This window comes from Roseateles sp. UC29_93 (assembly GCF_042695725.1).
GTDB classification, from domain to species: Bacteria; Pseudomonadota; Gammaproteobacteria; order Burkholderiales; family Burkholderiaceae_C; genus Roseateles; species Roseateles noduli_A.
In genome coordinates this window covers 2,997,018-3,021,121 of sequence record NZ_CP170545.1, presented here as the reverse complement: position 1 = coordinate 3,021,121, position 24,104 = coordinate 2,997,018, and the positions used below count along the sequence as shown (strand labels likewise).

The following is a 24,104-nucleotide window of genomic DNA, read 5'->3' as shown; positions in this document are numbered from 1 at the left end:
GCCAGCGCGGTCAAAGACCGAACAGACAAACGACAACGCAGTGGGAGCCTGTTCGGCGCCCCACTGCGCTTGAGGACCCGGCCTTCGGCCGAGTCATCGGTTCTTACTTGATGTCCTTCCAGAAGGAGGCATTCAAGCGCCAGGCGAACACGGTGAACCCCAGCAGGAACAGCACCACGATGATCCCGAGCCGGAAACGCGTCCCTTGCGCCGGTTCACCCATCCACTGGAGATAGGCGACCAGGTCGGCAACGGACTCGTCGTATTGCTGCGGCGTCATCGTCCCGGGCGTCACCTGTACGAAGTCCTTGAAGACATGCGTGACCTTGCTCGGGTCATGCGGGTCTTTTTCTTCCTCGAACCTGGCGGTGCGGACGCCCTGGAGCTCCCACAGCACATGCGGCATGGCAACGCTGGGGAAAGCGAGATTATTCCATCCCGTGGCCTTGGTTTCGTCGCGGTAGTATTTTCTGAGGTAGGTATAGAGGTAATCAGCCCCTGTTCCCTTGGCGCCGTCGGCCCGCGAACGGGCGATCACGGTGAGGTCCGGCGGCAGTGCGCCGAACCATTCCTTGGCCTGTTTCGGGTCCAGCGAGACCTTCATCGTCTCGCCCACCTTCTCTCCGGCGAACAGCAGGTTGCCCTTGATCTGCTCGTCGGTCAGGCCGATGTCCTTCAGCCGGTTGTAGCGCATGAAGTTCGCGCTGTGGCAGTTCAGGCAGTAGTTGACGAAGATCTTGGCCCCATGCTGCAGCGCGGCCAGATCGTTCATCTTCGACGTCGGGAAACGGTCCCACTCGATGCCGCCCTCAGACGCGAGCGCCGTCGACGTCAGACCCGCGCCCAGGCACAGCGACGTCAGCAGCGTGGCGATGATTTTCTTCATTCGTTCGACTCCGTGACGTTGGCGGTTCAGTGCGGGTGAAACGTGACGCGATCGGGCACCGGCTTGAACTGGCCGGCCTTGCTCCACCACGGCATCAGCAGGAAGAAGCCGAAGTAGTACAGCGTGCCGATCTGCGACACGATCGTTCCCGCATCCGACGGCGGCTTGACGCCCAGGTAGCCCAGCACAAGGAAGAGCAGCACGAAGATGCCGTAGAGGTACTTGTGCCAGTCGGGCCGGTAGCGGATCGACTTGACCGGGCTGTGATCCAGCCAGGGCAGGAAGAACAGGATGATGACCGCTCCGCCCATGACGACCACGCCCCAGAACTTCGCGTCGAAGGTCAGCAGTAGCGCGATGCCGACCACCGCGCCGACCACGACGATCCCCTTGCCCAGGACCGAGAGTCCGCCGCGCAGCAGCGTGATGATCGCCGACAGCGCGATCACGCCGCACAGCACCTGCACCATCACGTCGGTCGTGGCGCGCAGCATCGAATAGAACGGCGTGAAGTACCAGACCGGCGCGATATGCGGCGGCGTCTTCAGCGGGTCGGCGGGGATGAAGTTGTTGTACTCCAGGAAGTAGCCGCCCAGTTCCGGCGCGAAGAAGATCACCGCCGAGAAGGCCATCAGGAACAGGCCCACGCCGAAGATGTCGTGCACCGTGTAGTACGGATGGAACGGGATGCCGTCCAGCGGATGGCCGTCCGGTCCCTTCTTCGCCTTGATCTCCACGCCGTCCGGGTTGTTCGAGCCCACCTCGTGCAGCGCGATGATGTGCGCGACGACCAGCCCCAGCAGCACCAGCGGCACCGCGATCACGTGGAAGCTGAAGAAGCGGTTCAGCGTCGCGTCCCCGACCACGTAGTCGCCGCGGATCAGCAGCGCCAGGTCGTTGCCGACGAAGGGCACGGCGGCGAACAGGTTCACGATCACCTGCGCGCCCCAGTAGGACATCTGGCCCCACGGCAGCAGGTAGCCCATGAAGGCCTCGGCCATCAGGCACAGGAAGATCGCGCAGCCGAAGATCCACACCAGTTCGCGCGGCTTGCGGTACGAGCCGTACAGCAGCCCGCGGAACATGTGCAGGTAGACGACGACGAAGAACGCCGACGCGCCCGTCGAGTGCATGTAGCGGATCAGCCATCCCCAGGGGACGTCCCGCATGATGTATTCGACCGACGCGAACGCGAGCGTCGAGTCCGGCTTGTAGTGCATCACCAGGAAGATCCCGGTGACGATCTGGATCACCAGCACCAGCAGCGCCAGCGAGCCGAAGATGTACCACCAGTTGAAGTTCTTCGGAGCGTAGTACTCCGACATGTGCTCCTTGTAGAGCTTGGACGCGGGGAACCGGTTGTCCACCCAGGTCATCAGCTTGACGCCCAAGGGGGCTCCGGCGGGTGCTTCCTTGAATTCAGCCATGTGTTGTCTGCCTCGGTCCTGTTCCTGGGGAGTTAGGCTTTCTTGTCTTCACCGATCAACAGCCGGGTGTCGGACAGGAACGCGTACGGCGGCACCTCGAGGTTGTCGGGCGCGGGCTTGTTCTTGAAGACGCGACCGGCCATGTCGAAGGTCGAGCCGTGGCAGGGGCAGAGGAAGCCGCCGTGCCAGTTGTCCGGCAGCGAGGGCTGCGGACCGGACTGGAACTTGTCGCTGGGCGAGCAGCCGAGGTGGCTGCAGATGCCCACGACGACCAGGTACTCCGGCTTGAGGGAGCGCCATTCGTTCTTCGCGTACTCCGGGATGGGGAACGCCTTGCGATCGGACTGCGGGTCGGCCAGTTCCGGATCGTTGCCTTTGAGCGCGTCGAGCTGCTCCTTGGTCCGGCGGACGATCCACACCGGCTTGCCACGCCATTCGACGGTCAGCTTCTGACCGGGGGCGAGGCCGCCGATGTCCACCTCGACGGCGGCACCGGCCGCCTTGGCGCGCTCGCTCGGAGCGAAGGTACTGACGAACGGGACGGCGGTGGCCACGCCGCCTACTGCTCCCGCGCAACCGGTGGCGATCAGCCAGGTGCGCTTGCCTTGGTCCACTTGTGGGTCACTCATGAGGGTCCTTACAGGGAACTTCTGATCAGGGGCAACCAAAGATTCTAGGTAAGAAAGTGCCGGTCCGCCCCTAGGCGCTCTACCGATGTGCATCGGTGCACCACGTTGACATTTGTCGTGGTGCAAACGCCGTTAGGATGCTTGCCCGGAGGCGGAGGGCGCCCCCGGGAAAGCGCTTGGTAGTTGGCGCCTTCGCACACGTGGAGCACAAGGAGCAAGCGATGGGTTTTTTGACCGAATTCCGTGAGTTCGCCGTCAAGGGCAACGTGATGGACCTCGCCGTGGGCGTGATCATCGGCGCCGCCTTCGGAAAGATCGTCGACTCGGTGGTCAAGGACCTCATCATGCCGATCGTCGGCAAGGCGGTCGGCGGACTGGACTTCAGCAGCTACTTCATCACCCTGTCGGACCCGCCGGCCAACTACGCGGGGCCGATGACCTACGAGGCCCTCACCAAGGCGGGCGTGCCGCTCTTCGCCTACGGCAACTTCCTGACGGTGCTGTTGAACTTCATCATCCTGGCCTTCATCATCTTCATCATGGTGAAGCAGGTGAACCGCCTGAAGCGCGACACCCCCGCAGCGCCGGCGGAACCCGCCGCGACGCCGGAAGACATCCAGCTGCTGCGCGAGATCCGCGACGCGCTGAGGCGTGACAAAGCGTAAAGCTGCTCTCATTCGTCACCTTTTGCGCACAAGCCGGGTGAGCCCCACCCGGACGGGGGATGGCCATCGCCGATACTTGGCGTGTGGTGCGGTCACCACAATGTGCTCGATGCCTCGATGAACCGTCTGAACCCCCACGTCGACGCTGCGCTCCAACGCGTACGCCTCGCGGCGGAACAAGCCGCGGAACGCGGCGCTGAAGGTCTCGGTCTCGCCGCCCTGTCCTCTGGACAGGCCAAGCGGCGGGATGCGCTGCTGTCCGCGCAATTCCTCTTCCGCAAGCACCAGGCCCTGTTCTCCCAGCGCTTCGACCAGTCGATGCGCCAGCAGGCCGCTGAAACGCCGGGCGCCGGGTCCGCCCCGACCACCCCGTCGCGCGCGGCGCCCAAGGCGACGCAGTGGGACGAGCTCTCGCTGATGGACGACGACCAGGTCAACACGATGGTCGCGACCGACCGGATCGGCCTGGCGCTCGGTCACCAGAGCGAGTGGGAGCTGCGCGAGGTCAATTCCTACATGGGCGACATCCCCGGCATCGCCGAGGACCGCCACCCGCTGCGCCCGCAGGCGATCGCGCAGGCGCTGATCGAGGGCGTCAACGCCGTCACCGACGATCCGGACACGCGCCAGGTCCTGACCGACGAACTCACCCGGGCGCTGGCGCTGGAGATGCGCGCCTGCTATGCCGACATCGCCGGCCTGTTCCGCAGTCGCGGCCTGCGTCCGCAGGACCTGCGCGTGCGGGCGACGGCGGGAACCTCGCGGGGTCAGTCCTTGCATGGCGGCACGACATCCGGCGTGCCGCTGCACGACAGCCGCTACGCCACCCTGCCCGGCGCGCTGCATCCCGCCGTCCACGGCAGCCGCGCGGGCGGTCTGCACAGCATGGCCGGTGGATTCCACGGCGGCAGCCACGAAGGCTACGCAACGACCGGCGGCGGTCCTGCCGGTGGCGGCATGGGCGGATGGTCGGTCGATCCGCAACTGATGGACCTGATGCGGCGGCTGGCCATGAGCCCGTCCGTCGGCATGCCCGTGACCGGCAGCGGCGCGCTGCCCGTGAACAGCCAATGGCAGGGCTGGGACGGCGATCCCGGCAGTTATGTCGAAGGCGGCCCGATCGTGCTGCCGCCCAACCTGATCCACCTGCACCGCGACGAACTGCGGCAGGCGGCCAGCGGCTCGCTCGATCACATGGTGATCGACGTCGTCGCCGGCCTGTTCGACCAGATCCTGTCCGACGCCAAGCTGCCGCCGCTGATGGCGCAGCAGATCGCGCGACTGCAGCTCCCGGTGCTGCGCGCGGCGCTGGGGGATCGCTCCTTCTTCTCTTCGCGCCGGCACCCGGTGCGACGGCTGGTCAATCGCATCGCGACACTGGCCGCCGCCTACGACGACTTCACCGAAGATCCCGGCAAGTCCTACCTGACGCTGGTGCGCGACCTGATCCAGGACGTCGTCAGCGGCGACTTCGACCGGATGGAGCTGTACGAGTCCAAGCTGGGCCAGCTCGAACAGTTCATCCAGGACCAGACCGCCCAGACGCTGAAGTCGCAGGGCGACACGGCGGCCTTGCTGGAGCGCAAGGAGACCGAGCTCCGCCTGCAGCGCCGCTACATGCAGCAGCTGCAGCAGGCGATGTCCAGCGTGGACATGCGCGATTTCCTGCGCGACTTCCTGACCCAGACCTGGAGCGAGGTCCTGGTGCACGCCTCGCGCCATCCGGACCTGGACGCGGCCCTGGTCGAGCGGCTGCGCAACATGGGTCGCGACCTGGTCCTGTCGGTCCAGCCGAAGACGACACCGCAGCAGCGACAAGGCTTCCTGGCCTCGCTGCCGGTGCTGATGCGCACGCTCAACGAGGGCCTGGACCTGGTGCGCTGGCCCGAGTCGGACCGCAAGAAATTCTTCGCCGAGCTGCTGCCGGCGCATGCCGATTCGCTGAAGGGACAAGCCCTCAGCCCGCTCGAATACAACCTGCTGGCCAAGCAGCTGGAGTCCGTCTTCGGCATGGCGCCTCCGCGCGAGCAGGACCTGCCCGCGGCCGGTTCGACGCCGCTGGACCTCGACCTGAGCGAGAAGCTCTCCGATGAGGAAGCCAAGCGGCTCGGCCTGATGGAGGACGAGCACGTCGACTGGGACGGGCATGTCGACATCGACCTCGACCTCGGCGCCGACGAACACCAGCCGCTGCAGGCGGTGGACATCAGCATCGACGGCCTGCCCGCCGCGGAGGAGGCCCCTTCCCCGCCCACGGGCGAGCTGCTGATCGACCACCTGCAGATCGGCACCGCCTACCGGATGCACCGCGACGGCGACTGGATCAAGGTGCGGCTCGCCCACATCAGCGCCACGCGCAGCTTCTTCATCTTCACCCACGGGACGAAGCACCAGGAGACGCTGACGATGACCTCGCGCATGCTGCACAAGCTGTGCGAGGCCGGCCGGCTGCGGGCGTTCGAACACGCCCACCTGTTGGAACGCGCCACGGCGCGCGCGCGTCAGCAGCTGGCGGCGCTCGGCGCCAAGCACTGACGCCGGGCTGAACCCGGATTGGATCCGGATTTAATCCGGACTGAGGCTCAGCCCGCCAGCGCGCGAGCCATGCGGATCGCCGCGGACATGCTCGACGGGTCCGCGCGGCCCGTCCCGGCGATGTCGAAGGCGGTGCCGTGATCGGGACTCGTCCGTACCAGCGGCAGGCCCAGCGTCACGTTGACGCCCTCTTCCACGCCGAGGTACTTCACCGGGATCAACCCCTGGTCGTGCGTCATCGCGACCACCACGTCGAACTCGCCCGGATGCTTGGGCGGTGCATGGCGCGCCCGCATGAACACCGTGTCCGGCGCGAACGGACCGCGCGCATCGATGCCCAGCGTGCGCGCCTGCCCGATCGCCGGGGCGATGTGCTCGATCTCTTCGCCGCCGAACAGGCCGCCTTCCCCGGCATGCGGATTCAGGCCCGCCACCGCGATGCGCGGCGCGGCGATGCCCGCGCGACGCAGCGCGGCATCGGCGATGCGGATCGTCTGCAGCACACGGCCCGTGGTGATCTGATCGACCGCCTGCCGCAGTGCCACGTGGATGGTCACCAGCACGACGCGAAGCTCCTCGTTGGCGAGCATCATCCGCACCGGCGGAAGCCGACCGTCCGGATCCGCGCACAGCGCCTGGAGCAGCTCGGTGTGGCCGGGATGATCGATGCCCGCGGCATGCAGGGCTTCCTTGTGGATCGGCGCCGTCACCAGCGCGCGGGATCGTCCCGCCCGTTGCTCCTGCGTGGCGGCGACGATGCAGCGCGCCGCCGCGGCGCCGGCGGCGGCGCTCACCCGGCCCAGCGGCTGCGCAAGCAGATCGCCCGGCAATCCCGACGGCTGCCACACGGGCAGGCAATCGGGGGGAGCCGGATCGTCGGCGCGCTCAAGCACCGCCACCGGCAAACGCAAACCCACGAAGCCCAGCGCCCGTCGGAAGACCTCGACGTCGCCGACCAGACGCAGGTCCGTCCCGCGATCCTTCGACCAGGCCGCGACGGCGATCTCGGGGCCAATGCCGCAGGCATCGCCCATCGTCAGCAGCAACGGGCGGGAACTCTCGATGACGGTGCTCATGCGGGGTTCGGGATGTCGATGAAGCGGTACTGCAGGCCCAGCTGTTCGGCCACCTGACGGCCCAACGCCTGCACGCCGTAGCGTTCGGTCGCATGGTGTCCGGCGGCGATGAACGCGACACCGGTCTCGGCCGCGTAATGCGCCTGCGGCTCGGAGATCTCGCCGGTGATGAACACGTCCGCGCCCGCGGCGATCGCGGCCTCGAAGTAGCCCTGCGCCCCGCCGGTGCACCAGGCGACTCGCTTGAGCGGACGACCATCCCCGGCGGCCTGGATCGTCGCGCGGCCGAGCCGCTGCTCGACATGGGCGCTCAGCGCATCCAGCGACTCGAACGCCGTCGGCAGCGCGCCGATGCAGCCCAGATCCTGGTCGCCGAACCGGCCCTCGGCGGCCCAGCCCAGATGTTTCGCGAGTTGCGCGTTGTTGCCGAGTTCCGGATGCGCATCCAGCGGCAGGTGGTAGGCGAACAGGTTGACCTCGTGGGTCAGCAGCCGCGACAGGCGCTGCTTCATCCAGCCGGTGACGCGACCGTCCTGGCCGCGCCAGAACAGGCCGTGGTGGACCAGGATCGCATCGGCGCCCGACTCGATGGCGGCGTCGATCAGCGCGAGGCTCGCGGTGACCCCGCACACCAGTTGCCGGATCTGGTCGCGGCCCTCGACCTGAAGACCGTTCGGCCCATAATCCTTGAAGCGCGTGGGCTCCAGCGTGGCGGCGAGCAGCCGCTCCAGCTCCGTGCGATGTGCCATGACAGGATCTCTCTTGCGTCAAACTTGGCTGATTTTCTCCCAGGCCACCACGGTGGCGCTGGCCGGCTATTTCGTCGTGTCGACGCTCAAGCCCGAATGGTTGCACGAGGCCCCCAGGATCGTGCCCACGCTGCCGGCCGCCGCGGGCGCGCCGCCGCGCGCGTCGGTCCAGTTCAGCTTCGCCGCGGCGGCGCAGGCGGCGTCGCCGGCGGTGGTCGCGGTGCTGGCCAACAAGCCCGCGCCCAGCCAGCGCGAGATCGACGCCGATCCCTGGCTGCGTTTCCACTTCGGCAAGCGGCCGCAGCAGCAGCGCCCGCAGACGGGCCTGGGCTCCGGCGTGATCGTCTCGCCCGAAGGCTACGTGCTGACCAACAACCATGTCGTCGCCGGTGCGACCGAGATCCGCGTGCAGCTCGCCGACGGCCGCGACACGCCGGCGCGCCTGGTCGGCACCGATCCGGAAACCGACCTGGCCGTCCTGCGCATCACGCTGCCGGCGCCGCTGCCGGTGATCCATCCCGGCAAGGCCGGCGAGCTGCAGGTCGGCGACGTGGTGCTGGCCATCGGCAATCCGTTCAACGTCGGCCAGACCGTCACCTCCGGCATCATCAGCGCGCTGGGCCGCACCCAGCTCGGCCTGAGCACCTTCGAGAACTTCATCCAGACCGACGCCGCGATCAACCCCGGCAACTCCGGCGGCGCGCTCGTCGACGTGCAGGGGCGGCTGGTCGGCATCAACACGGCGATCTATTCGCGCACCGGCGGCGGCAGCCTGGGCATCGGGTTCGCGATCCCGGTGGACTCGGCGTACCAGGTGCTGGAGGCGCTGGTGAAGGACGGCAAGGTCTCGCGCGGCTGGCTGGGCGTGATCACCGGTGACATCAACCCGGAGGTCGTCGACACGCTCAAGCTGTCGGTCGACCACGGCGTGCTGGTCAAGGAAGTCTTCAAGGCCAGTCCGGCGGCCAAGGCCGGCCTGGAGGCGGGCGACGTCGTCACCGCGGTGGCCGGCCAGGCCGTGCGCTCGCCGCGCGAGCTGGTCAACGTCGTCGCGGCACTGAAGCCGGAGAGCCAGACGCTGATCTCGGTGCAACGCGGCAAGGAATCGCTGAAGCTGCCGCTGCAGGTCGGCCTGCGGCAGCCGCAGACGACGGACGACGCCGTGCCGGAATGAAGGCGGAGTGATCCATGGATGACGACCAACTGCTGCGCTATTCGCGCCACATCCTGCTGGACGACATCGGTGTCGAGGGCCAGCAGCGCCTGATGGAGGCGCACGCGATGGTGATCGGCGCGGGGGGGCTCGGATCGCCCGCGGCGCTGTTCCTGGGCACGGCGGGCGTCGGCCGCATCACGCTGGTGGATCACGACCGCGTCGACGTGACCAATCTGCAGCGCCAGATCGCCCACAGCCTCGCGCGGGTGGACCAGCCCAAGGCCGAATCGGCCGCGGCCGGCATCGCGGCGATCAATCCGGAACCGCGCGTCCGGGCCGTCACCGAACGCGCCGATGCGGCGCTGCTGGACGAACTGGTGCCGTCGGCCGACGTCGTCCTCGACTGCACCGACAACTTCCCCACGCGCCACCTGGTCAATGCCGCCTGCGTGAAGCACGGCAAGCCGCTGGTCTCCGGTGCGGCGCTGGGCTTCGACGCACAGCTGAGCGTCTACGACAGCCGCGATCGTGCGTTCCCCTGCTATGCCTGCCTGTTCCCTGCCGACCAGCCGCCCGAGGAACAGCGCTGCGCGGTGATGGGCGTCTTCGCGCCACTGGTCGGGATCATCGGCAGCATGCAGGCGGCCGAGGCCCTGAAGCTGCTGGCGGGGATGGGCTCGACGCTCCCGGGTCGGCTGCTGATGCTGGACGCGCGCCGCATGGAATGGACCGACCTGAAGGTCGCTCGCGACCCGCGCTGCCCGTGCTGTGGCACGGACTGACCCCGTCGAGGAGCACGCAGGCGCCCCCGCGCAACAAACCACCGCCCGGGGTCGCGCACGGCGCCGGCGAACGAACGGAAATTAAGTGCCAACGCCCGTAATCTCTCGGGCCATCGAATCATGATCAGAAGCGACAAACTCACCGCCCGCAACTTCCCCTCCGCGCAGGAGGAGGTCCAACAGCAGGCCTCTTTCGAAACGACCTTCGACGCGAATCCGCCCGCGGCCTACCAGTTGGCGTTCACCGACACCGACTTCCTGGTCCGCCCCGAACTTCGCCCGGTGCGCATGCAGCTGGAACTGCTGAAGCCGGAGCTGATCCAGCAGGAGCTGAACATCCAGTCGACGGTGGTGATCTTCGGCAGCGCGCGCATCGCCGACCGCGAGTCGGCGCAGGCTGCCGTCGACGCCGCCCGCGCCGCCAAGGACGAGGCGGCGGTGCAACGCGCCGAGCGCCGCCTGGTGATGAGCGGCTATTACGAGGAAGCGCGCAAGTTCGCGCGGCTGGTCACCGAGACGACCAAGGACTTCGCCCATCCGCTGTATGTGGTCACCGGCGGCGGGCCCGGCATCATGGAAGCGGGCAACCGCGGCGCGCACGAGGCCGGCGGCCGCAGCATCGGACTGAACATCGTGCTGCCGCACGAGCAGCGTCCGAACCAGTACATCACGCCGGAGCTCTGCTTCCGCTTCCACTACTTCGGGCTGCGCAAGATGCACTTCCTGATGCGCTCGGTGGCGCTGGCGGCGTTCCCGGGCGGCTACGGGACGCTGGACGAGCTCTTCGAGACGCTGACGCTGATCCAGACCGGCAAGTGCCGTCGGCGTCCGATCCTGCTGTTCGGACGCGACTTCTGGTCGCGCCTGATCGACTTCGAGCTGCTGATCGACACCGGCATGATCAGCCCCGGCGACGAGCAGCTCTTCCACTACGTTGAAACCGCCGACGAGGCGTGGGCCCTGCTGAAGAAGGAATACGACATCGGCGGAGCCACGAACGGCACGAGCGGTACGAGCGGCACGACTGGCAGCCCCGGGACCGGCGCGGTCGCGGGCGACAGCCCCTGATTCCGGCCCCGCGGGGCCATCCAGCAAGCAAGAGAGGTTCGACCATGACCGCAGCACGACACGTGAGCCTGATCGGCGCCCCGACCGACGTGGGCGCCGGCGCCCGAGGCGCCAGCATGGGACCGGAGGCCCTGCGGGTCGCCGGACTGGCCGAAGCGCTGCGGGCGCACGGCGTCGAGGTCAAGGACTGCGGCAACCTCGTGGGGCCGTCCAATCCGTGGCAGCCGCCGACCGACGGCTACCGCCACCTGGACGAAGTGACGGCCTGGAACCAGGCCGTGCACGACGCGGTCTACGCGGAGCTCAACGGCGGGCGCATGTCCGTCCTGCTCGGCGGCGACCACTGCCTGGGACTGGGATCGATCGCCGCGGTGGCCCACCACTGCCGCGACACCGGCAAGAAGCTGCGCGTGCTGTGGCTGGACGCGCATGCCGACTTCAACACCAGCAAGCTCACGCCCAGCGGCAACATCCACGGCATGCCGGTCGCCTGCCTGTGCGGCTACGGTCCGCAGGAGCTGATCGAGATCGGCGGCAAGGTCCCGGCCATCGATCCGAAGTGGATCCGCCAGATCGGCATCCGCAGCGTGGACGAGGGCGAGAAGCGCTTCGTGCACGAGGTCGGCCTCGAGGTCTTCGACATGCGCTACATCGACGAGATGGGCATGCGCCACACGATGGAACTGGCGCTGGCGACGATGGACGCCAACACCCATCTGCATGTGAGCTTCGACGTCGACTTCCTCGATCCGGACGTCGCGCCCGGCGTCGGCACCACGATCCCCGGCGGCCCGACCTATCGCGAAGCCCAGCTCTGCATGGAGATGATCGCCGACACCGGGCGGCTGGGGTCGCTGGACATCATGGAGCTCAACCCGGCGCTGGATGTCCGGAACAAGACGGCGCTGGTCGCGGTGGACCTTGTCGAATCGCTGTTCGGCAAGTCGACGCTGATGCGCAAGTGACGGGCGACGGGCGACCCGCCACCGCCGCGCGCTTCATGCACGCGCGGTCGGTATCCGAGCTCGCGCCTGCCCTTCTCAGTCCCGACTGAGTTCGGCGAGTCGCACCAGCGTGTGCAACACGCGGTTGGCAGGCGTGGGCACGCCCAGCACCTCGCCACGGCGGACCAGAAAGCCGTTGAGATGATCGATCTCGGTGCGCTTGCCACGGCTCATGTCCTGCGCGGTCGAGGAGAACTGTCCCGGCATCGTCTCGGCGATCCTGCGCACGGCCTGGCGCACGTCCCCCACCAGCGTGACGCCATCCGCCGCGGCCACCGCCAGGCCCTCGTCGACGAGCTGGTCCATCACCGTCCACACGCCCTCGCCCTTCACCAGCTCGCCGTAGGGCTGCTGCGCCAGCGCCGACAGCGCGTTGTAGGCGCAGTTGATCAGCAGCTTGGACCACAGCGCGCCTCGCACGTTGTCCGAGACCTCGGTGGGCACGCCTGCCGCGATCAGCGCCTGCGCGACGCGCTCGGCGCCGGGGGCCGGCTCGATGACCAGTTCGCCGCGCCCGTGGTGCTTCACATGGCCGGGACCGGCCATCTCCGTCGCCACATAGACCACCGCCGCCGACACGGGTTGCGGCACCGTGTCGCGCAGCCGTTCGGCGTTGTCGACACCGTTCTGCATCGACAGCAGCAGCGTGTCCACGCCGATGTACGGCGCCAGTGCCTGCGCGGCGGACACCGTGTCGGTCGACTTCACGCAGAACAGCACCACCTGCGCGCCGCGCGCGGCGGAAGGCTCGGTGTCGGCGCGCAGACGGACCTGCTCATCGAACATCCGCGTCTCCATGCGCAGGCCACGGTCACGGATCGCTTCCACATGGCCGGGGCGGCCGATCAGCGTCACATCGTGCCCGGCGCGGGCCAGCATGCCGCCGAAGAAGCAGCCCACGGCGCCCGCGCCCATCACGGCGACCTGGAGCGGCGTCTGCGGGGCCGGCGTGTCATCGATGCGGGTCATGGCGTCATCCTCGTGGTTGGAAGTCGGGAAAGTGGGCGGAGAAGTGGGCAAGGAAGTGGGCGGGGAACGGACAGGCCGTCAGGCACAGACGATCCAGCCCTCGAGCGGATCCATCCCGGCGGGCAGGCCGTAGTCCGGGCGCGCATCGGCCCAGGCGGCCTGCATCAGGCACAGCACCGCGTCGAGCTTGTCGCCGCTGCCGTCGTCGGCGAGTTCGTCCCGCTGCGCGTGGCTGAGCTTCAGGCGCAGGCCCAGACGGCTGCGCCCTTGCTCCAGCGCTTCGAGCAGATCCTTGCGGGCGATCAACCGGTCGGGCGTCTGCTTGGCGCGATCGTCGCTCTTGTAGCTGCGTGTGCCGATCAACTCGCGCGCCAGCAGGCCCGGATAGGCCTCCAGGGCCACGCGCGTCTCGTCGCCGGCATGCAGCCCCGGCAGATGGACGCCCGCCCGCAGCAGACGCGGCACGCCGGCATGCAGCATGTAGGCCACCGGGGGATTGACCCACTTCATGCTCGGCGACGAACCCGCCGGACCGTCGCAGGCGCGGTGCGCGAACTTGCCGCCGACCGGGCGAGCATCACAGAACGCGGCGAAGGTGTCCCGGATCTGCGCGCGCGACAGGCTCGCGTAATGCGCGATCAGCGCCGCCCACTCGGTCGGCCAGCCCAGGGTGACGACGAGCTCGCGCGGCAGGCCGAACGGCAGGTCGAAGCCGCCGAGCCAGGGCGCGGGTTCCGCGAGCCACGCCTCGAAGGCGTCCAGGCTCGCGATCGCCACCTGGCGTTCCAGCTTCAGGACGCTCCCTTGCCGACGGCCGAAGGCCAGCCGGATCGGCTTGCGGGCCGTCGGCGCGCTGGTGAAGTCGACGCCCACCAGCGCCCGGTTCACCGCGGTCGCCGGCCGGGCCGCAGGCGGCTCCGCGATGAGGCCGGATGCGGCAGGCGCTTTCGAGACTTTTGGCATGCCTGCGACTGTATCCATCGTCCACTGGGGCCAGTCGCCATTGACGTGCGCTATGCGGCGGCGAATGCTGCGGCATCAAGGTCGACAACATCGACGGAGGAGAGTCCGCCTTGTTCCAACGCGAACTGGCCCGAGCCCTGCATCTGAGCCGCCGCGGTGCCTACCGCGACGCTACCGATGCGCTGGAGCTGTCCCTGGTGGCCGCCGACACGGTGCGCGACCGGGCGCGGGCGCTGATCCTCATCGCCCACAACCTGCCCCGCCAGGGTGACCTGCAGGGCGCGCTGCGGCGCGCGAGCGAGGCCGCGGCGCTGGTCCGGCTGATCGACGGCGACGACCAGGACGCCTGGACGGCCGAGGCGCTCACCGAGCTCTGTTACGTCTACGCGCAGTTCCAGATGGGGCGGGACGCGATGCAGGCCGGTTGGCAGGCCCTCGCGGCGGCCCGTCGCGCCGAGGATCCGGCCCGCGAGGCCTGGGCGCTGAACCGGCTGGCCGTGGCCTTCGCGGTGTCGGACCAGGTCGAGCAGGCCTGCCAGCACACGCTGCAGGCGCTGGAGATCGTCCAGCAGCAGGCGCCCGGCGAGCGGGAACTGCTGCTGTCGTGCCTGAACAACCTCGCCCATTTCTGGTTGCAGGCGCATGGGGAAGCCATCCGGGACGAGGACAGGACCGCCTCCGCCGAGGCGCTCGCCCAGGCCGAGCCCTACGCGGTGCGGGCCGCCACGCTGGTGCGGGAGGAAGGCAATCCCTTCCTGGTCGTCGTCTCCCTGTCCAATCTGGTCGAACTGCAGCTCGGCACCGGCGCAATCGAGGAAGCGCTCCAGATCGCCGATGAATACGAGCGTCTCGCGCAGCGGCACGGTTATGCCGGCATGGTGCTGCAGGCGCGGGCGCAGCGGGCGCTGCTGCAGCTCAAGCGCGACGACGCCGCGGGCGCGCGAGACGCCTTGCCCGCGCTCGAGACGCTCCAGGACCTGGTCGGCCAGCAGGCGCCGCAATCGCTGCCGGCCCGCTTGCGGCGGCAGCTCACCCTGGCGATCTATCGCGGCTACAAGCTCCGCGGCGACGCGGTGAAAGCACTGGCGGCGCACGAGCAGCTGACCGCGCTGGAGCGCCAGTCGGCACGCAACGCGATGGCCTTGCAGACCGAGGCGATGCTGATCCGGCAGGAGTTCCAGCAGGCGCAGGCGCGCGCCGAGCACGCCATGCAGGACGCGCGGCGCGAGCGCGAGCGCGCGGACCTCGCGGAACAGGAGCAGCAACGCCTGCGGCGTCAGGCGGCCGAGCTCGGTCGCATGGCGCATGAGGACGCGCTGACGGGGCTCAACAACCGCCGGCATGCGGAGTTCGCGCTGCCCTTGCTGCTGGAGCGCGCGCGTCAGGAGGACAAGCCGATCTCGCTGGGCTTGCTGGACATCGACCACTTCAAGCAGGTCAATGACGCGTTCGGCCATGGCGCCGGCGATCAGGCGCTGCAGAAGGTCGCGCAGTTGCTGCGGCGTCAGTTGCGCAGCGCGGACCTGCTGGCGCGGGTCGGCGGGGAAGAATTCATGCTGGTCTTCGTCGGCGTTCCGCCCGAGCGCGCGCAGGACATCTGCGAGCGGCTGCGCGGCGCGATCGCCAGCCACGACTGGGGCGAACTGGTGGCGGGCTTGCAGGTCACCGTCTCCATCGGCCTGGCCGCGGGCGAGCCGCCCGCGAAACCGTCCCTCCTGGTCGAAACCGCCGACCAGGCGCTCTATGCCGCGAAGCACGCGGGGCGCAACCGCGTGCAGTTCATGGCCTGCTGAATCAGTGGAGCTTGAAGACCGCGACCGACTGGGCGAGCGCGTCGGCCTGATGCTGCAGGCTCTGCGCGGCGGCCGCGGACTCCTCGACGAGCGCCGCGTTCTGCTGCGTCATCTGATCCAGCTGCGAGATCGCCGAGCCGATCTGGTTGATGCCGCCGCTCTGCTCCGCGGTGGCGTGGCTGATCTCCGCCACGATGCGCGACACCCGCGAGATCGAGTCGGAGATCTCGTTGATCGTCTGGCCGGCGCGCTCGACGAGCACGGCGCCGCTGGAGACGCTCTCGCCGCTGGCGGTGATCAGCTGCTTGATTTCCTTGGCGGCTTCGGCGCTGCGCTGCGCGAGCGATCGGACCTCGCTCGCGACCACCGCGAAACCACGGCCCTGCTCCCCGGCGCGGGCCGCTTCCACCGCCGCGTTCAGCGCCAGGATATTGGTCTGGAAGGCGATGCCGTCGATCGTGCCGATGATGTCGCCGATGCGTGCCGACGAGGTGCTGATCCTGCCCATCGTCTGCACGACCTCGCCCACCACGCTCACGCCGCGGACGGCGACCTCGGCGGCCTGCTCGGCCAGCGCCTTCGCCTCGCCGGCGGACGCCGCGTTGTGCTGCACGCTCGAGGTCAACTGCCCCATTGCCGAGGCGGTGGCCTGCAGATTCGACGCGGCCTGCTCGGTCCGCTGGCTCAGGTCGTGCGCGCCGGCGGCGACTTCGCGCGACGCCGTCGCGATGCTGTCGGTGGCGTTGCGCACGCCGCTGACGACCTCCCGGATCGAGGCCTGCATGCCCTGCACCCCGCGCGCCATCGCGGCGGTCTCGTCGGCGCCTTCCGCCTCGACGGGCTGGCTCAGGTCCTTGCGGGCGATGCGTTCGGTCGTGCTCACGGCCTGGGCCAGCGGCGCCAGGATGGAGCGGATGTTCAGCACGGTGAGCAGGCCGATCAGCGCCGCGCCGATCAGCATCACGATACCGAGCACGCCGCGCACGCTCGATTCCCGCGTGCCAAGGCGTTCGACCTCATCCTGGCCGTGCCGCAGGATGGCTTGCGTCATCTCACCGACGCCGCTGTCCATCGCTTGCACGGGCGTCTTGATGACGTCGGTGGAGCGGTTCGCCTCGGCGGCGTCCACGAAGTCGGCGTTCAGGATGCGTTTGGCGATGTCATCGACGCCGGCCTTGTAGGCCTCGAGCGACTGCTTGAGCTTGGGCGGCAGTCCGCGGATCTCCGGGCTGATCTCGAGCGTGGCCAGCGTGTCGAGCGAGCGGATCACGCCGGCGTAGGTCTTCTGCCAATCGGCCTGTGCCTGCTTGACGGTGCCGTCGTCGCCGATGTTGATGAGCATGTCCTTCTCGAAGCGGCGCAGGTTGCCGATGCCGGCGCGGACTTCGGAGAGTTGCGTCAGTGCGCCGACGTCCTGCGCGACGTACTGCTGGAAGTCGGACCGCGAGCTGCCCATGGCCCAGAGGCCGGCGCCGCCGATGACCAGGAGTGCGAGGACGGACAGGAGGCCCAGGCCGAGCAGGCGCGTCCGGATCGTGTAGTTGCGCAGAGACTGCATGTTTTCCCAACGAGATGGATCGATGGGAAAAGCCTAGCAGCCGCCATGCCACCGCCCGAGGACGCTGCACTCTAAAGCCTGACAAGCGTGGAGTTCTCCCGCACCGATGTCACACCCGACGGCCCGCCCGAGCGCCCGCAGTCCTCGGTCGCAAAACCGCGGAAGTACGACAGTGATCGGGGACGGCATGTCGTGGGGTTTTGGCGCTTGCCGCCAAGGCCCCATGACATGGCGGCCAACGCCCCGACAGTCGAAGGACAGGCATTCAACCCAGCTTGAACACCGCCACCGACTGAGACAGCGCATCCGCCTGATGCTGGAGACTCTGCGCCGCCGCCGCCGACTCCTCGACGAGGGCGGCGTTCTGCTGCGTCATCTGATCCAGCTGCGAGATCGCCGAGCCGATCTGGTTGATGCCGCCGCTCTGCTCGGTGGTGGCGTGGCTGATCTCGGCCACGATGCGCGACACACGGGTGATCGAATCGGAGATCTCGTTCATCGTCTGCCCCGCGCGTTCGACAAGGGCGGCGCCGCTGGAGACGCTGTCCCCGCTGGCGGTGATCAGCTGCTTGATCTCCTTGGCCGCTTCGGCGCTGCGCTGGGCGAGCGAGCGCACCTCGCTGGCGACGACGGCGAAGCCGCGCCCCTGCTCGCCCGCGCGGGCCGCCTCGACGGCCGCGTTCAGCGCGAGGATGTTGGTCTGGAACGCGATCCCGTCGATGGTGCCGATGATGTCGCCGATGCGCGCGGACGACGCGCTGATCCTGCCCATGGTCTGGACCACCTCGCCCACCACGTTGACGCCGCGTCCGGCGGCGCCGGCCGCCTCTTCCGCCAGTGCATTGGCCTGCCGCGCCGAGTCCGCGTTGTGCTGCACGCTCGCGGTGAGCTGCTCCATCGCCGACGCGGTCTCCTCGAGGTTGGAGGCGGCCTGCTCCGTGCGGTAGCTGAGGTCGTGCGCCCCGGCCGCGACCTCGCGCGAGGCCGTCGCGATGCTGTCGGTGGCGCTGCGCACGCCGCTGACCACGTCGCGGATCGAGGTCTGCATCCCCTGCACGCCGCGCATCATCGCGGCGGTCTCGTCGGTGCCGAGCACGTCGAGACGTTCGCTCAGGTCCTGGCGCGCGATGCGCTCGGTCGTGCTGACCGCCTGGGCCAGCGGCGTCAGGATGGACGCGATGTTGAAGAAGGTGAAGGTCCCGATCACCAGCACGCCCACGAGCATCACGCCGCCCAGCGCCATCCGGATGCGGGTCTCTTCGGCGTCGATGCGCTGCACCTCCTGGTTGCCGCGTTCCATGATCGCCTTCGTCATGGCGCCGAGCTGCTTGTCCATCTCGCGGACCGGGCCCTTGATCGGCTCGGTCTGCCGGTTGGCCTCGGCGGAATCGACGAACTCCTGCTTCAGGATGCGCTCGACGATGCCGTCGAGTCCGCTGCGATAACTCCCCAGCGAGGCCTTCATCGCCGACGGCATCGACTTGATCTCCGGCAGGATGTCGAGCTGGCCGATGGCGTCCAGGCTCTTGTTGACGCCCTCGAAGGCCTTGCGCCAATCCTCCTGGTAGCGCCTCACGGCGGCGTCGTCGCCGATGTTGATCAGCATGTCCTTCTCGTAGCGCCGCAGGTTGCCGACGCCGGCCCGGATCTCGGAGAGCTGCACCAGCGACTCGACATCGTGCTTCACGTAGTGCTCGACGTCCTGTTTCGTGCGGGCCATCGCCCACAGCCCGTCGCCGCCGATCAGCAGCATCGCGAACACCGACAACAGGCCGAGCGCCATGAGGCGCGTCCGGATCGTGAAGTTACGCATGGACCACATGGCATTCCCACCGTTGAAGAAGGAGTGGGAAAAGCCTAGCAGCCGGCGTGCCTGCCGGACATCCTGCGGAAACGGGGGGTCAGCGCCAGAGCGTGTTCATCGTCGCGACGAAGTCCTCGCGGCGGCCGGCATCGTCGATCGCGCGCCGCTGGCCGGCGACGTAGACCTCGCGCCAGGTCGGCCCCTGGCTGGCGAAGACCAGGCCATCGAGCAGCGCCGCCTCCGGCAGTCCGGCCAGGCCGCTCGCGGCCGTGTCGAGCACGAGGAAGTCCGCGCGCGCGCCGGCCTTCAGGCCCCATGCGGACAAGCCCGCCGCCCGCGCGCTGCCCGCGACGCAGGCGTCGAACAGCCGGGCCGCCGTCGACGGTTGCCGCCCCGGCCGCGCCGCCACGTTGCGCCGTTGCAGGCCGAGGCGCTGGCCGTACTCCAGCCAGCGCAGCTCCTCGACCCAGCCGCGCGTGACCTGGCTGTCCGACCCCACCGTCAGCGGCACGTCCGCCGCCAGCCAGCCGGGCAGGTCCGCCAGTCCGTCGCCGAGGTTGCCTTCGGTGCCCGGACAGATCACCACGCCGGCACCGCTCGCGGCGATGCGCGCGATCTCGTCCCGCGTGCTGTGCGTCGCGTGCACCAGGTGCCAGCGCGGATCCAGCCCATAGTCGGCCAGCAGGTCGATCGGCCGCTTCCCGGTCGCCGACAGGCAATCGTCGACTTCCTGCTGCTGCTCCGCGACGTGCACGTGGATGGGGATGTCCGCGTCGCCGACGAGCGCCTGCAGCGCCCGCACATCCTCGGCATGGGCCGCCCGCAGCGAGTGCACCGCCACGCCGGCGCGCACCAGCGGCAGGCCCGCCGCGTTGATGCGCTCGCAGGCGCGCCACACCCATGCCGCATCGGTGCGGAAGCGCCGCTGCGTGTCCCGCAGGCCCTGGTGCGCGAAGCCGGCATGCGCGTACAGCACCGGCAGCAGCGTCAGGCCGATGCCGGTCTCCTGGGCCGCCTCGGCCAGCGCCATCGCCATGGCGAGTTCGTCCTCGTACGGCGTCCCGTCCTCGCGGTGATGCAGGTAGTGGAACTCGCAGACCTGCGTGTAGCCGCCGGCCAGCAGCTCGGTGTAGAGCTGCGCCGCGATGGTCTTCAGCTGCGCCGGCGTCACGCGCAGCGCGACGCCGTACATGCGGTCGCGCCAGGACCAGAAGTCGTCGCTGTCGCTGTCGCGCTGCTCGGCCAGTCCCGCGAAGGCGCGTTGGAACGCATGGCTGTGCGCGTCAACCAGCGTCGGCATCACCGGCCCGCCCAGGCGCACGGCGTCCACCGGGGCCGGCGTGCCGGCGACCAGCTCGACCCAATGGCCATCGGCCCCGACGCGCATCAGCACGTCCGCCTGCCAGCGCCCGTCGAGCCAGACCAGCGCCGCGTGGAAGGTCGTCGGACTCATGCGGCGTTCCGCGTCGGATTGGCCAGCAGGTAGGCCTGCAGCAGCGTCGTCAGCACGGGCCGGACGCTCTCGACGCAGGCCGCGTCGAGCTCATAACCGGTGTAGCCCAGGTCGTTCTCGACCATGTAGCAGCGATAGCACATCTCCAGCTGCACGGCCTGCTGGCCGAGTTCCGGCCGCCCGTACTGACGCGTGATGTAGCCGCCCTTGAAGCGCCCGTCGACCACCCAGCTGAAGCGGTCCTGCGCCTGCAGCGCGATCTCCATCGCCTGGCGCGTGACCTGCTTGCAGGACTTGCCCTCGACCGTGCCGATGTTCAGGTCGGGCAAGCGGCCCTCGAAGAGCCAGGGCAGTTCCGAGCGGATGCTGTGCGCCTCGAACAGCAGCGCGAAGCCGTGCTCCTGGCGCAGCCGCTGCAGCTCGCCCTGCAGCGCCTGGTGGTACGGCGCCCAGTAGGTCTCGATGCGGCGCTGCTTCTCCTCGGCGTCGGGCGCGAGGCCGTCCTTGTAGAGCTGCTCGCCGGTGAAGAAGCGCGTCGGGCACAGCTCGGTGTTGGAGGCGCCGGGGTACATCGGCGTGTCCTCGGGCGGGCGGTTCAGGTCGATCAGGTAACGCGAGAAGCGCGGCACCAGCCGCCCCGCGCCGAGCTGCTCGGCGATCGGCGCGTACAGCGGCTCCAGGTGCCAGTCGGTGTCCTCGCTGCCGAGCGCGCGCTCGACGTAGCGGTGGTGCTGGTCGGCCGGGATCTCGCGGCCCACGTGCGGCATGCTGATCAGCAGCGGGGTGCGGCCGCGCCGCAGTTCAAAGACGTCGTGCTTCATCGCTCGTTCCTCTTGTCTCCATGAGGCCGCGGCAGGCGCCTCGGGCGCGCCGCGGGCTCATTGTTCGTCTCAGCCGCGCGGCCGGCCGCCCACGACCGTCTGCCGCAGCGGATTGCGGCCGAACCAATAGCTCAGCTCGCGCGGGTGCGTCGCGTCCCAGACGCAGAAATCGGCGCGCTGGCCTGCCGCCAGCCGCCCGCGATCGGGCAAACCGAGGGCCCGAGCCGCGTTCGTCGTGAGGCCGCGCAGCGCCTCCTCCGGCGTCATCCGGAAGAAGGTGCAGGCCATGTTCAGCATCAGCAGCAGCGACAGCCCCGGCGAACTGCCCGGGTTGTGATCGGTGGCCAGCGCGATCGGCACGCCGGCGTCGCGCAGCGCCTGGATCGGCGGCAGCTTCGTCTCGCGCAGGAAGTAGAAGGCGCCGGGCAGCAGCACCGCCACCGTGCCGGCCCGGGCCATCGCGGCGATGCCCGCATCGCTCAGGTATTCGAGGTGGTCGCAGGAGAGCGCGTTGAACCCGGCCGCGAGCGCGGCGCCGCCCTGGTCGCTGAGTTGCTCCGCATGCAGCTTCACCGGCAGGCCGAGCGCGCGGGCCGCCTCGAACACGCGACGCGTCTGCTCCGGCGTGAAGCCGATGCGTTCGCAGAAGGCATCGACCGCATCGACCAGGCCCTGCTGATGCAGCTCCGGCAACCACGCGCAGACGGCGTCGACGTAATCGTCCTGACGGCCGTCGAATTCGGGCGGCAGCGCATGCGCGCCGAGGTAGGTCGTCTTCACCGTCAAGCCGAGCTCGCCCAGCTGGCGCGCGACGCGCAGGCACTTGGCCTCGTCCGCCAGCGACAGGCCGTAGCCGGACTTCACCTCCAGCGTCGTCAGCCCCTCGGCCATCAGCGCCCGGGCACGCGCCACGGCGAGCGCGTGCAGCGTCGGCTCGCTCGCCGCCCGCGTCGCGGCGACCGTCGAGCGGATACCGCCGCCGGCGCGCGCGATCTCCTCGTAGGCCGCGCCCTGCAGGCGCAGCTCGAATTCCGCCGAGCGCTCACCGCCATAGACCAGGTGCGTGTGGCAATCGATCAAGCCCGGCGTCACCAGCAGGCCGCCCAGGTCGCGCAGTTCGCCCGCGCTGTCGCGCAGGTCGGCGGGCAGGTCCGCCATCGGGCCGACCCAGCGCAGTTGTTCGCCCTCGACCAGCAGTGCGCCGTCGTTCACCAGGCCCCAGTCGCGGTCGCCCGCCAGGGTGGTCAGCGTCGCATTGGCGTACAGCACGCGCCGTGGCGCACCTGCCGACGCCGCCGCGGCCGTCGAGGACTCGATCGTCATGACTCGCTCCAGATCAGCCACCAGGCGGGGCCGTGTTGATCGCCATCGTCGAAGACGCAGCTCTGCGAGGCCGGCGACTCGCACCACGCGAGCGTGTGCGGCGCCAGCGGCACCGAACGATGACCGTGGATGATCATCCCGCCCTCCTGCGTGAACAGCCCCAGCCACTGCGCCCCGTGCGGGATCACGGGCCGGTCGGCCGGCTGCACGCGGAACACGCCCGCGTCGCGGCGGTGCATCGCGTTGAAGTCCTGCGTCGGACCGTCGATGAGCACGCAATTCGGCGCGTCTTCGCCGGCGAACTGCACGATGCCCTCGTTGGGTTTCAGCGCCCGGCCGCGCAGGATCACGCCTGCGCCCGACAGCACGCCGAACCAGCGGTCCACGCCCGGGAAGGCGGAGAACGGCCCGTCGCGGTCGATGTCCGCGATGCTGACGCGGACCTTCCAATCCGCCACGTGCGGCCAGGCGAGCAACTCGCGCGTCCGGCCTCCCCCGTTGCGCCACGGGGTGGGCGCGACATCATCGGCGGTGATCCTCATCCAGCTCATGTCCGGCAGCTTGTTGGTTTTTGTTGAAGCCCGGGATTTTCGAAGACTCATCCATCTCGTCACGTCACGAAACGTCACATCCGCCCTCCTGCCACAACTTGCCCGCCAACTCGTGAACAGCGTCACGCCTGGAAGCTGCCTTCAAGGAAATAGCGACTGGCCGGGTGCACCAGCCGCACCGCCGTCACCGTGCGGCCCTGGCTCGACGTGGCGCGCTTGACCACGAGGCAGGGCTCGCCGCGCGGCATGCCCAGCAGTTTCGCCTCGAGGGCATTGGGCATGGCCGCCTCGATCGTATAGCGGGCCTCCGACAGCGGTGCGACCTCCAGCAGGTAATGCGTCGGGGTCACGCGCTCGAAATCCTGGTCCATGTAGCCCGGGGCGCAGGCCGGATTGACGAGGCGATCCTCGCACTGGATCGCGATGCCGTTCTCGCGGTGCACGATGACGCTGTGGAACAGCGTCGCGCCGGTGCGCAGGCCGAGCATCGAGGCCTGTTCGGCGCTCGCCTTCAAGGTCTCCAGCACATGGACCTTGGCCTCGTGCCGGTGACCGCGCTCGGCGATCTCCTCATGCACGTCGCGCACCGTCAGCGTCGAGGCGATCCGGTGCAGCTCCGCGACGAAGGTGCCCACGCCCTGCACGCGGTCGATCATGCCTTCCTGATGCAACTCGCGCAGCGCGCGGTTCACCGTCATCCGGCTGACGCCGAAGGTCCCGGTCAGTTCCGCCTCGGACGGCAGGCGCTCGCCCGGGCGCCAGCGTCCGCTGGCGATGCCTTTGCGCAGATGCGTCTTCACCTTCAGGTATTGCGGCGCGGGACCGCCGCCGCCCGGGCTCGATGAGGGGGTCGCCATGGGGCGGCATCCTACTTGACTGTACTTGTATAGAC

At 69.1% G+C, this 24,104-nt stretch carries 21 protein-coding genes; 7 read left to right on the top strand and 14 right to left on the bottom strand.

Translation table 11 applies throughout. The features are described 5' to 3' along the window. Positions 1 to 103: 103 nt before the first annotated feature. The 3 genes from ACFJIX_RS14035 to petA are packed head-to-tail and all read right to left on the bottom strand — an operon-like array spanning position 104 to position 2,942. Positions 104 to 886: a cytochrome c1 gene (locus ACFJIX_RS14035; protein ID WP_377161776.1), complete on the bottom strand. Its 783-nt coding sequence runs from the start codon at positions 884 to 886 to the stop codon at positions 104 to 106. Between the two features lie 26 nt (positions 887 to 912). Further along, positions 913 to 2,313 carry a cytochrome bc complex cytochrome b subunit gene (locus ACFJIX_RS14030; RefSeq protein WP_377161023.1) on the bottom strand — a complete coding sequence of 467 codons (1,401 nt, stop codon included), beginning with the start codon at positions 2,311 to 2,313 and terminating at the stop codon, positions 913 to 915. 32 nt (positions 2,314 to 2,345) lie between these two features. Then, positions 2,346 to 2,942, bottom strand: coding sequence for a ubiquinol-cytochrome c reductase iron-sulfur subunit (gene petA / locus ACFJIX_RS14025; protein ID WP_297529861.1), 597 nt, complete (start codon positions 2,940 to 2,942; stop codon positions 2,346 to 2,348). 221 nt (positions 2,943 to 3,163) lie between these two features. Between petA and mscL the strand changes: the two genes are divergently transcribed. Both mscL and ACFJIX_RS14015 read left to right on the top strand, forming a co-directional pair. Continuing rightward, positions 3,164 to 3,607, top strand: coding sequence for a large conductance mechanosensitive channel protein MscL (gene mscL / locus ACFJIX_RS14020; protein ID WP_377161020.1), 444 nt, complete (start codon positions 3,164 to 3,166; stop codon positions 3,605 to 3,607). Positions 3,608 to 3,724: 117 nt separating this feature from the next. Then, complete coding sequence (locus ACFJIX_RS14015; RefSeq protein WP_377161018.1) at positions 3,725 to 6,142, top strand: DUF1631 family protein; 2,418 nt, start codon at positions 3,725 to 3,727, stop codon at positions 6,140 to 6,142. 47 nt (positions 6,143 to 6,189) lie between these two features. Here ACFJIX_RS14015 and pdxA read toward each other — a convergent pair whose 3' ends face one another. Both pdxA and ACFJIX_RS14005 read right to left on the bottom strand, forming a co-directional pair. Further along, positions 6,190 to 7,218: a 4-hydroxythreonine-4-phosphate dehydrogenase PdxA gene (pdxA, locus tag ACFJIX_RS14010; protein ID WP_377161016.1), complete on the bottom strand. Its 1,029-nt coding sequence runs from the start codon at positions 7,216 to 7,218 to the stop codon at positions 6,190 to 6,192. Beyond that, positions 7,215 to 7,967: a Nif3-like dinuclear metal center hexameric protein gene (locus ACFJIX_RS14005; RefSeq protein ID WP_377161013.1), complete on the bottom strand. Its 753-nt coding sequence runs from the start codon at positions 7,965 to 7,967 to the stop codon at positions 7,215 to 7,217. The genes pdxA and ACFJIX_RS14005 overlap by 4 nt, the downstream gene beginning before the upstream one ends. A gap of 13 nt (positions 7,968 to 7,980) precedes the next feature. Between ACFJIX_RS14005 and ACFJIX_RS14000 the strand changes: the two genes are divergently transcribed. The 4 genes from ACFJIX_RS14000 (at position 7,981) to rocF (ending at position 11,938) form a co-directional block, all read left to right on the top strand. Continuing rightward, positions 7,981 to 9,141 carry a trypsin-like peptidase domain-containing protein gene (locus ACFJIX_RS14000; RefSeq protein ID WP_377161011.1) on the top strand — a complete coding sequence of 387 codons (1,161 nt, stop codon included), beginning with the start codon at positions 7,981 to 7,983 and terminating at the stop codon, positions 9,139 to 9,141. 14 nt (positions 9,142 to 9,155) lie between these two features. After that, a complete protein-coding gene (locus ACFJIX_RS13995) occupies positions 9,156 to 9,905 on the top strand; it encodes a HesA/MoeB/ThiF family protein (RefSeq protein ID WP_377161009.1) in 750 nt (249 codons plus the stop codon). A gap of 120 nt (positions 9,906 to 10,025) precedes the next feature. Then, positions 10,026 to 10,973: an LOG family protein gene (locus ACFJIX_RS13990; RefSeq protein WP_377161007.1), complete on the top strand. Its 948-nt coding sequence runs from the start codon at positions 10,026 to 10,028 to the stop codon at positions 10,971 to 10,973. Between the two features lie 44 nt (positions 10,974 to 11,017). Beyond that, entirely contained in the window at positions 11,018 to 11,938 is a 921-nt protein-coding gene (rocF, locus tag ACFJIX_RS13985; protein WP_377161005.1) for an arginase, read from the top strand. A 75-nt stretch (positions 11,939 to 12,013) separates the two neighbouring features. Here the strand turns inward: rocF and ACFJIX_RS13980 are convergent, their stop codons facing one another. Next, positions 12,014 to 12,946: a ketopantoate reductase family protein gene (locus ACFJIX_RS13980; protein ID WP_377161003.1), complete on the bottom strand. Its 933-nt coding sequence runs from the start codon at positions 12,944 to 12,946 to the stop codon at positions 12,014 to 12,016. Positions 12,947 to 13,024: 78 nt separating this feature from the next. Further along, positions 13,025 to 13,909 carry a DUF429 domain-containing protein gene (locus tag ACFJIX_RS13975; RefSeq protein ID WP_377161001.1) on the bottom strand — a complete coding sequence of 295 codons (885 nt, stop codon included), beginning with the start codon at positions 13,907 to 13,909 and terminating at the stop codon, positions 13,025 to 13,027. 110 nt (positions 13,910 to 14,019) lie between these two features. Here ACFJIX_RS13975 and ACFJIX_RS13970 point away from each other — a divergent pair, with 110 nt between their 5' ends. Continuing rightward, positions 14,020 to 15,702: a diguanylate cyclase gene (locus ACFJIX_RS13970; protein ID WP_377160999.1), complete on the top strand. Its 1,683-nt coding sequence runs from the start codon at positions 14,020 to 14,022 to the stop codon at positions 15,700 to 15,702. Position 15,703: 1 nt separating this feature from the next. Here the strand turns inward: ACFJIX_RS13970 and ACFJIX_RS13965 are convergent, their stop codons facing one another. The 7 genes from ACFJIX_RS13965 to hutC form a co-directional block, all read right to left on the bottom strand. Further along, positions 15,704 to 17,260, bottom strand: coding sequence for a methyl-accepting chemotaxis protein (locus ACFJIX_RS13965; RefSeq protein ID WP_377160997.1), 1,557 nt, complete (start codon positions 17,258 to 17,260; stop codon positions 15,704 to 15,706). A gap of 265 nt (positions 17,261 to 17,525) precedes the next feature. After that, positions 17,526 to 19,082, bottom strand: coding sequence for a methyl-accepting chemotaxis protein (locus ACFJIX_RS13960; protein WP_377160995.1), 1,557 nt, complete (start codon positions 19,080 to 19,082; stop codon positions 17,526 to 17,528). A 79-nt stretch (positions 19,083 to 19,161) separates the two neighbouring features. Beyond that, positions 19,162 to 20,517 (bottom strand): formimidoylglutamate deiminase, encoded by a 1,356-nt coding sequence (hutF, locus tag ACFJIX_RS13955; protein WP_377160993.1) that lies wholly within the window; start codon positions 20,515 to 20,517, stop codon positions 19,162 to 19,164. Next, positions 20,514 to 21,338, bottom strand: a complete 825-nt coding sequence (gene hutG, locus ACFJIX_RS13950; protein WP_377160991.1) for an N-formylglutamate deformylase — start codon at positions 21,336 to 21,338, stop codon at positions 20,514 to 20,516. Before hutG ends, hutF begins: the two co-directional genes overlap by 4 nt. 69 nt (positions 21,339 to 21,407) lie before the next feature. Continuing rightward, positions 21,408 to 22,661 carry an imidazolonepropionase gene (gene hutI / locus ACFJIX_RS13945; RefSeq protein ID WP_377160989.1) on the bottom strand — a complete coding sequence of 418 codons (1,254 nt, stop codon included), beginning with the start codon at positions 22,659 to 22,661 and terminating at the stop codon, positions 21,408 to 21,410. Then, positions 22,658 to 23,212, bottom strand: coding sequence for a HutD family protein (locus ACFJIX_RS13940; RefSeq protein WP_377160987.1), 555 nt, complete (start codon positions 23,210 to 23,212; stop codon positions 22,658 to 22,660). Before ACFJIX_RS13940 ends, hutI begins: the two co-directional genes overlap by 4 nt. 122 nt (positions 23,213 to 23,334) lie before the next feature. Beyond that, a complete protein-coding gene (gene hutC, locus ACFJIX_RS13935; protein WP_377160985.1) occupies positions 23,335 to 24,069 on the bottom strand; it encodes a histidine utilization repressor in 735 nt (244 codons plus the stop codon). Positions 24,070 to 24,104: the final 35 nt, after the last annotated feature.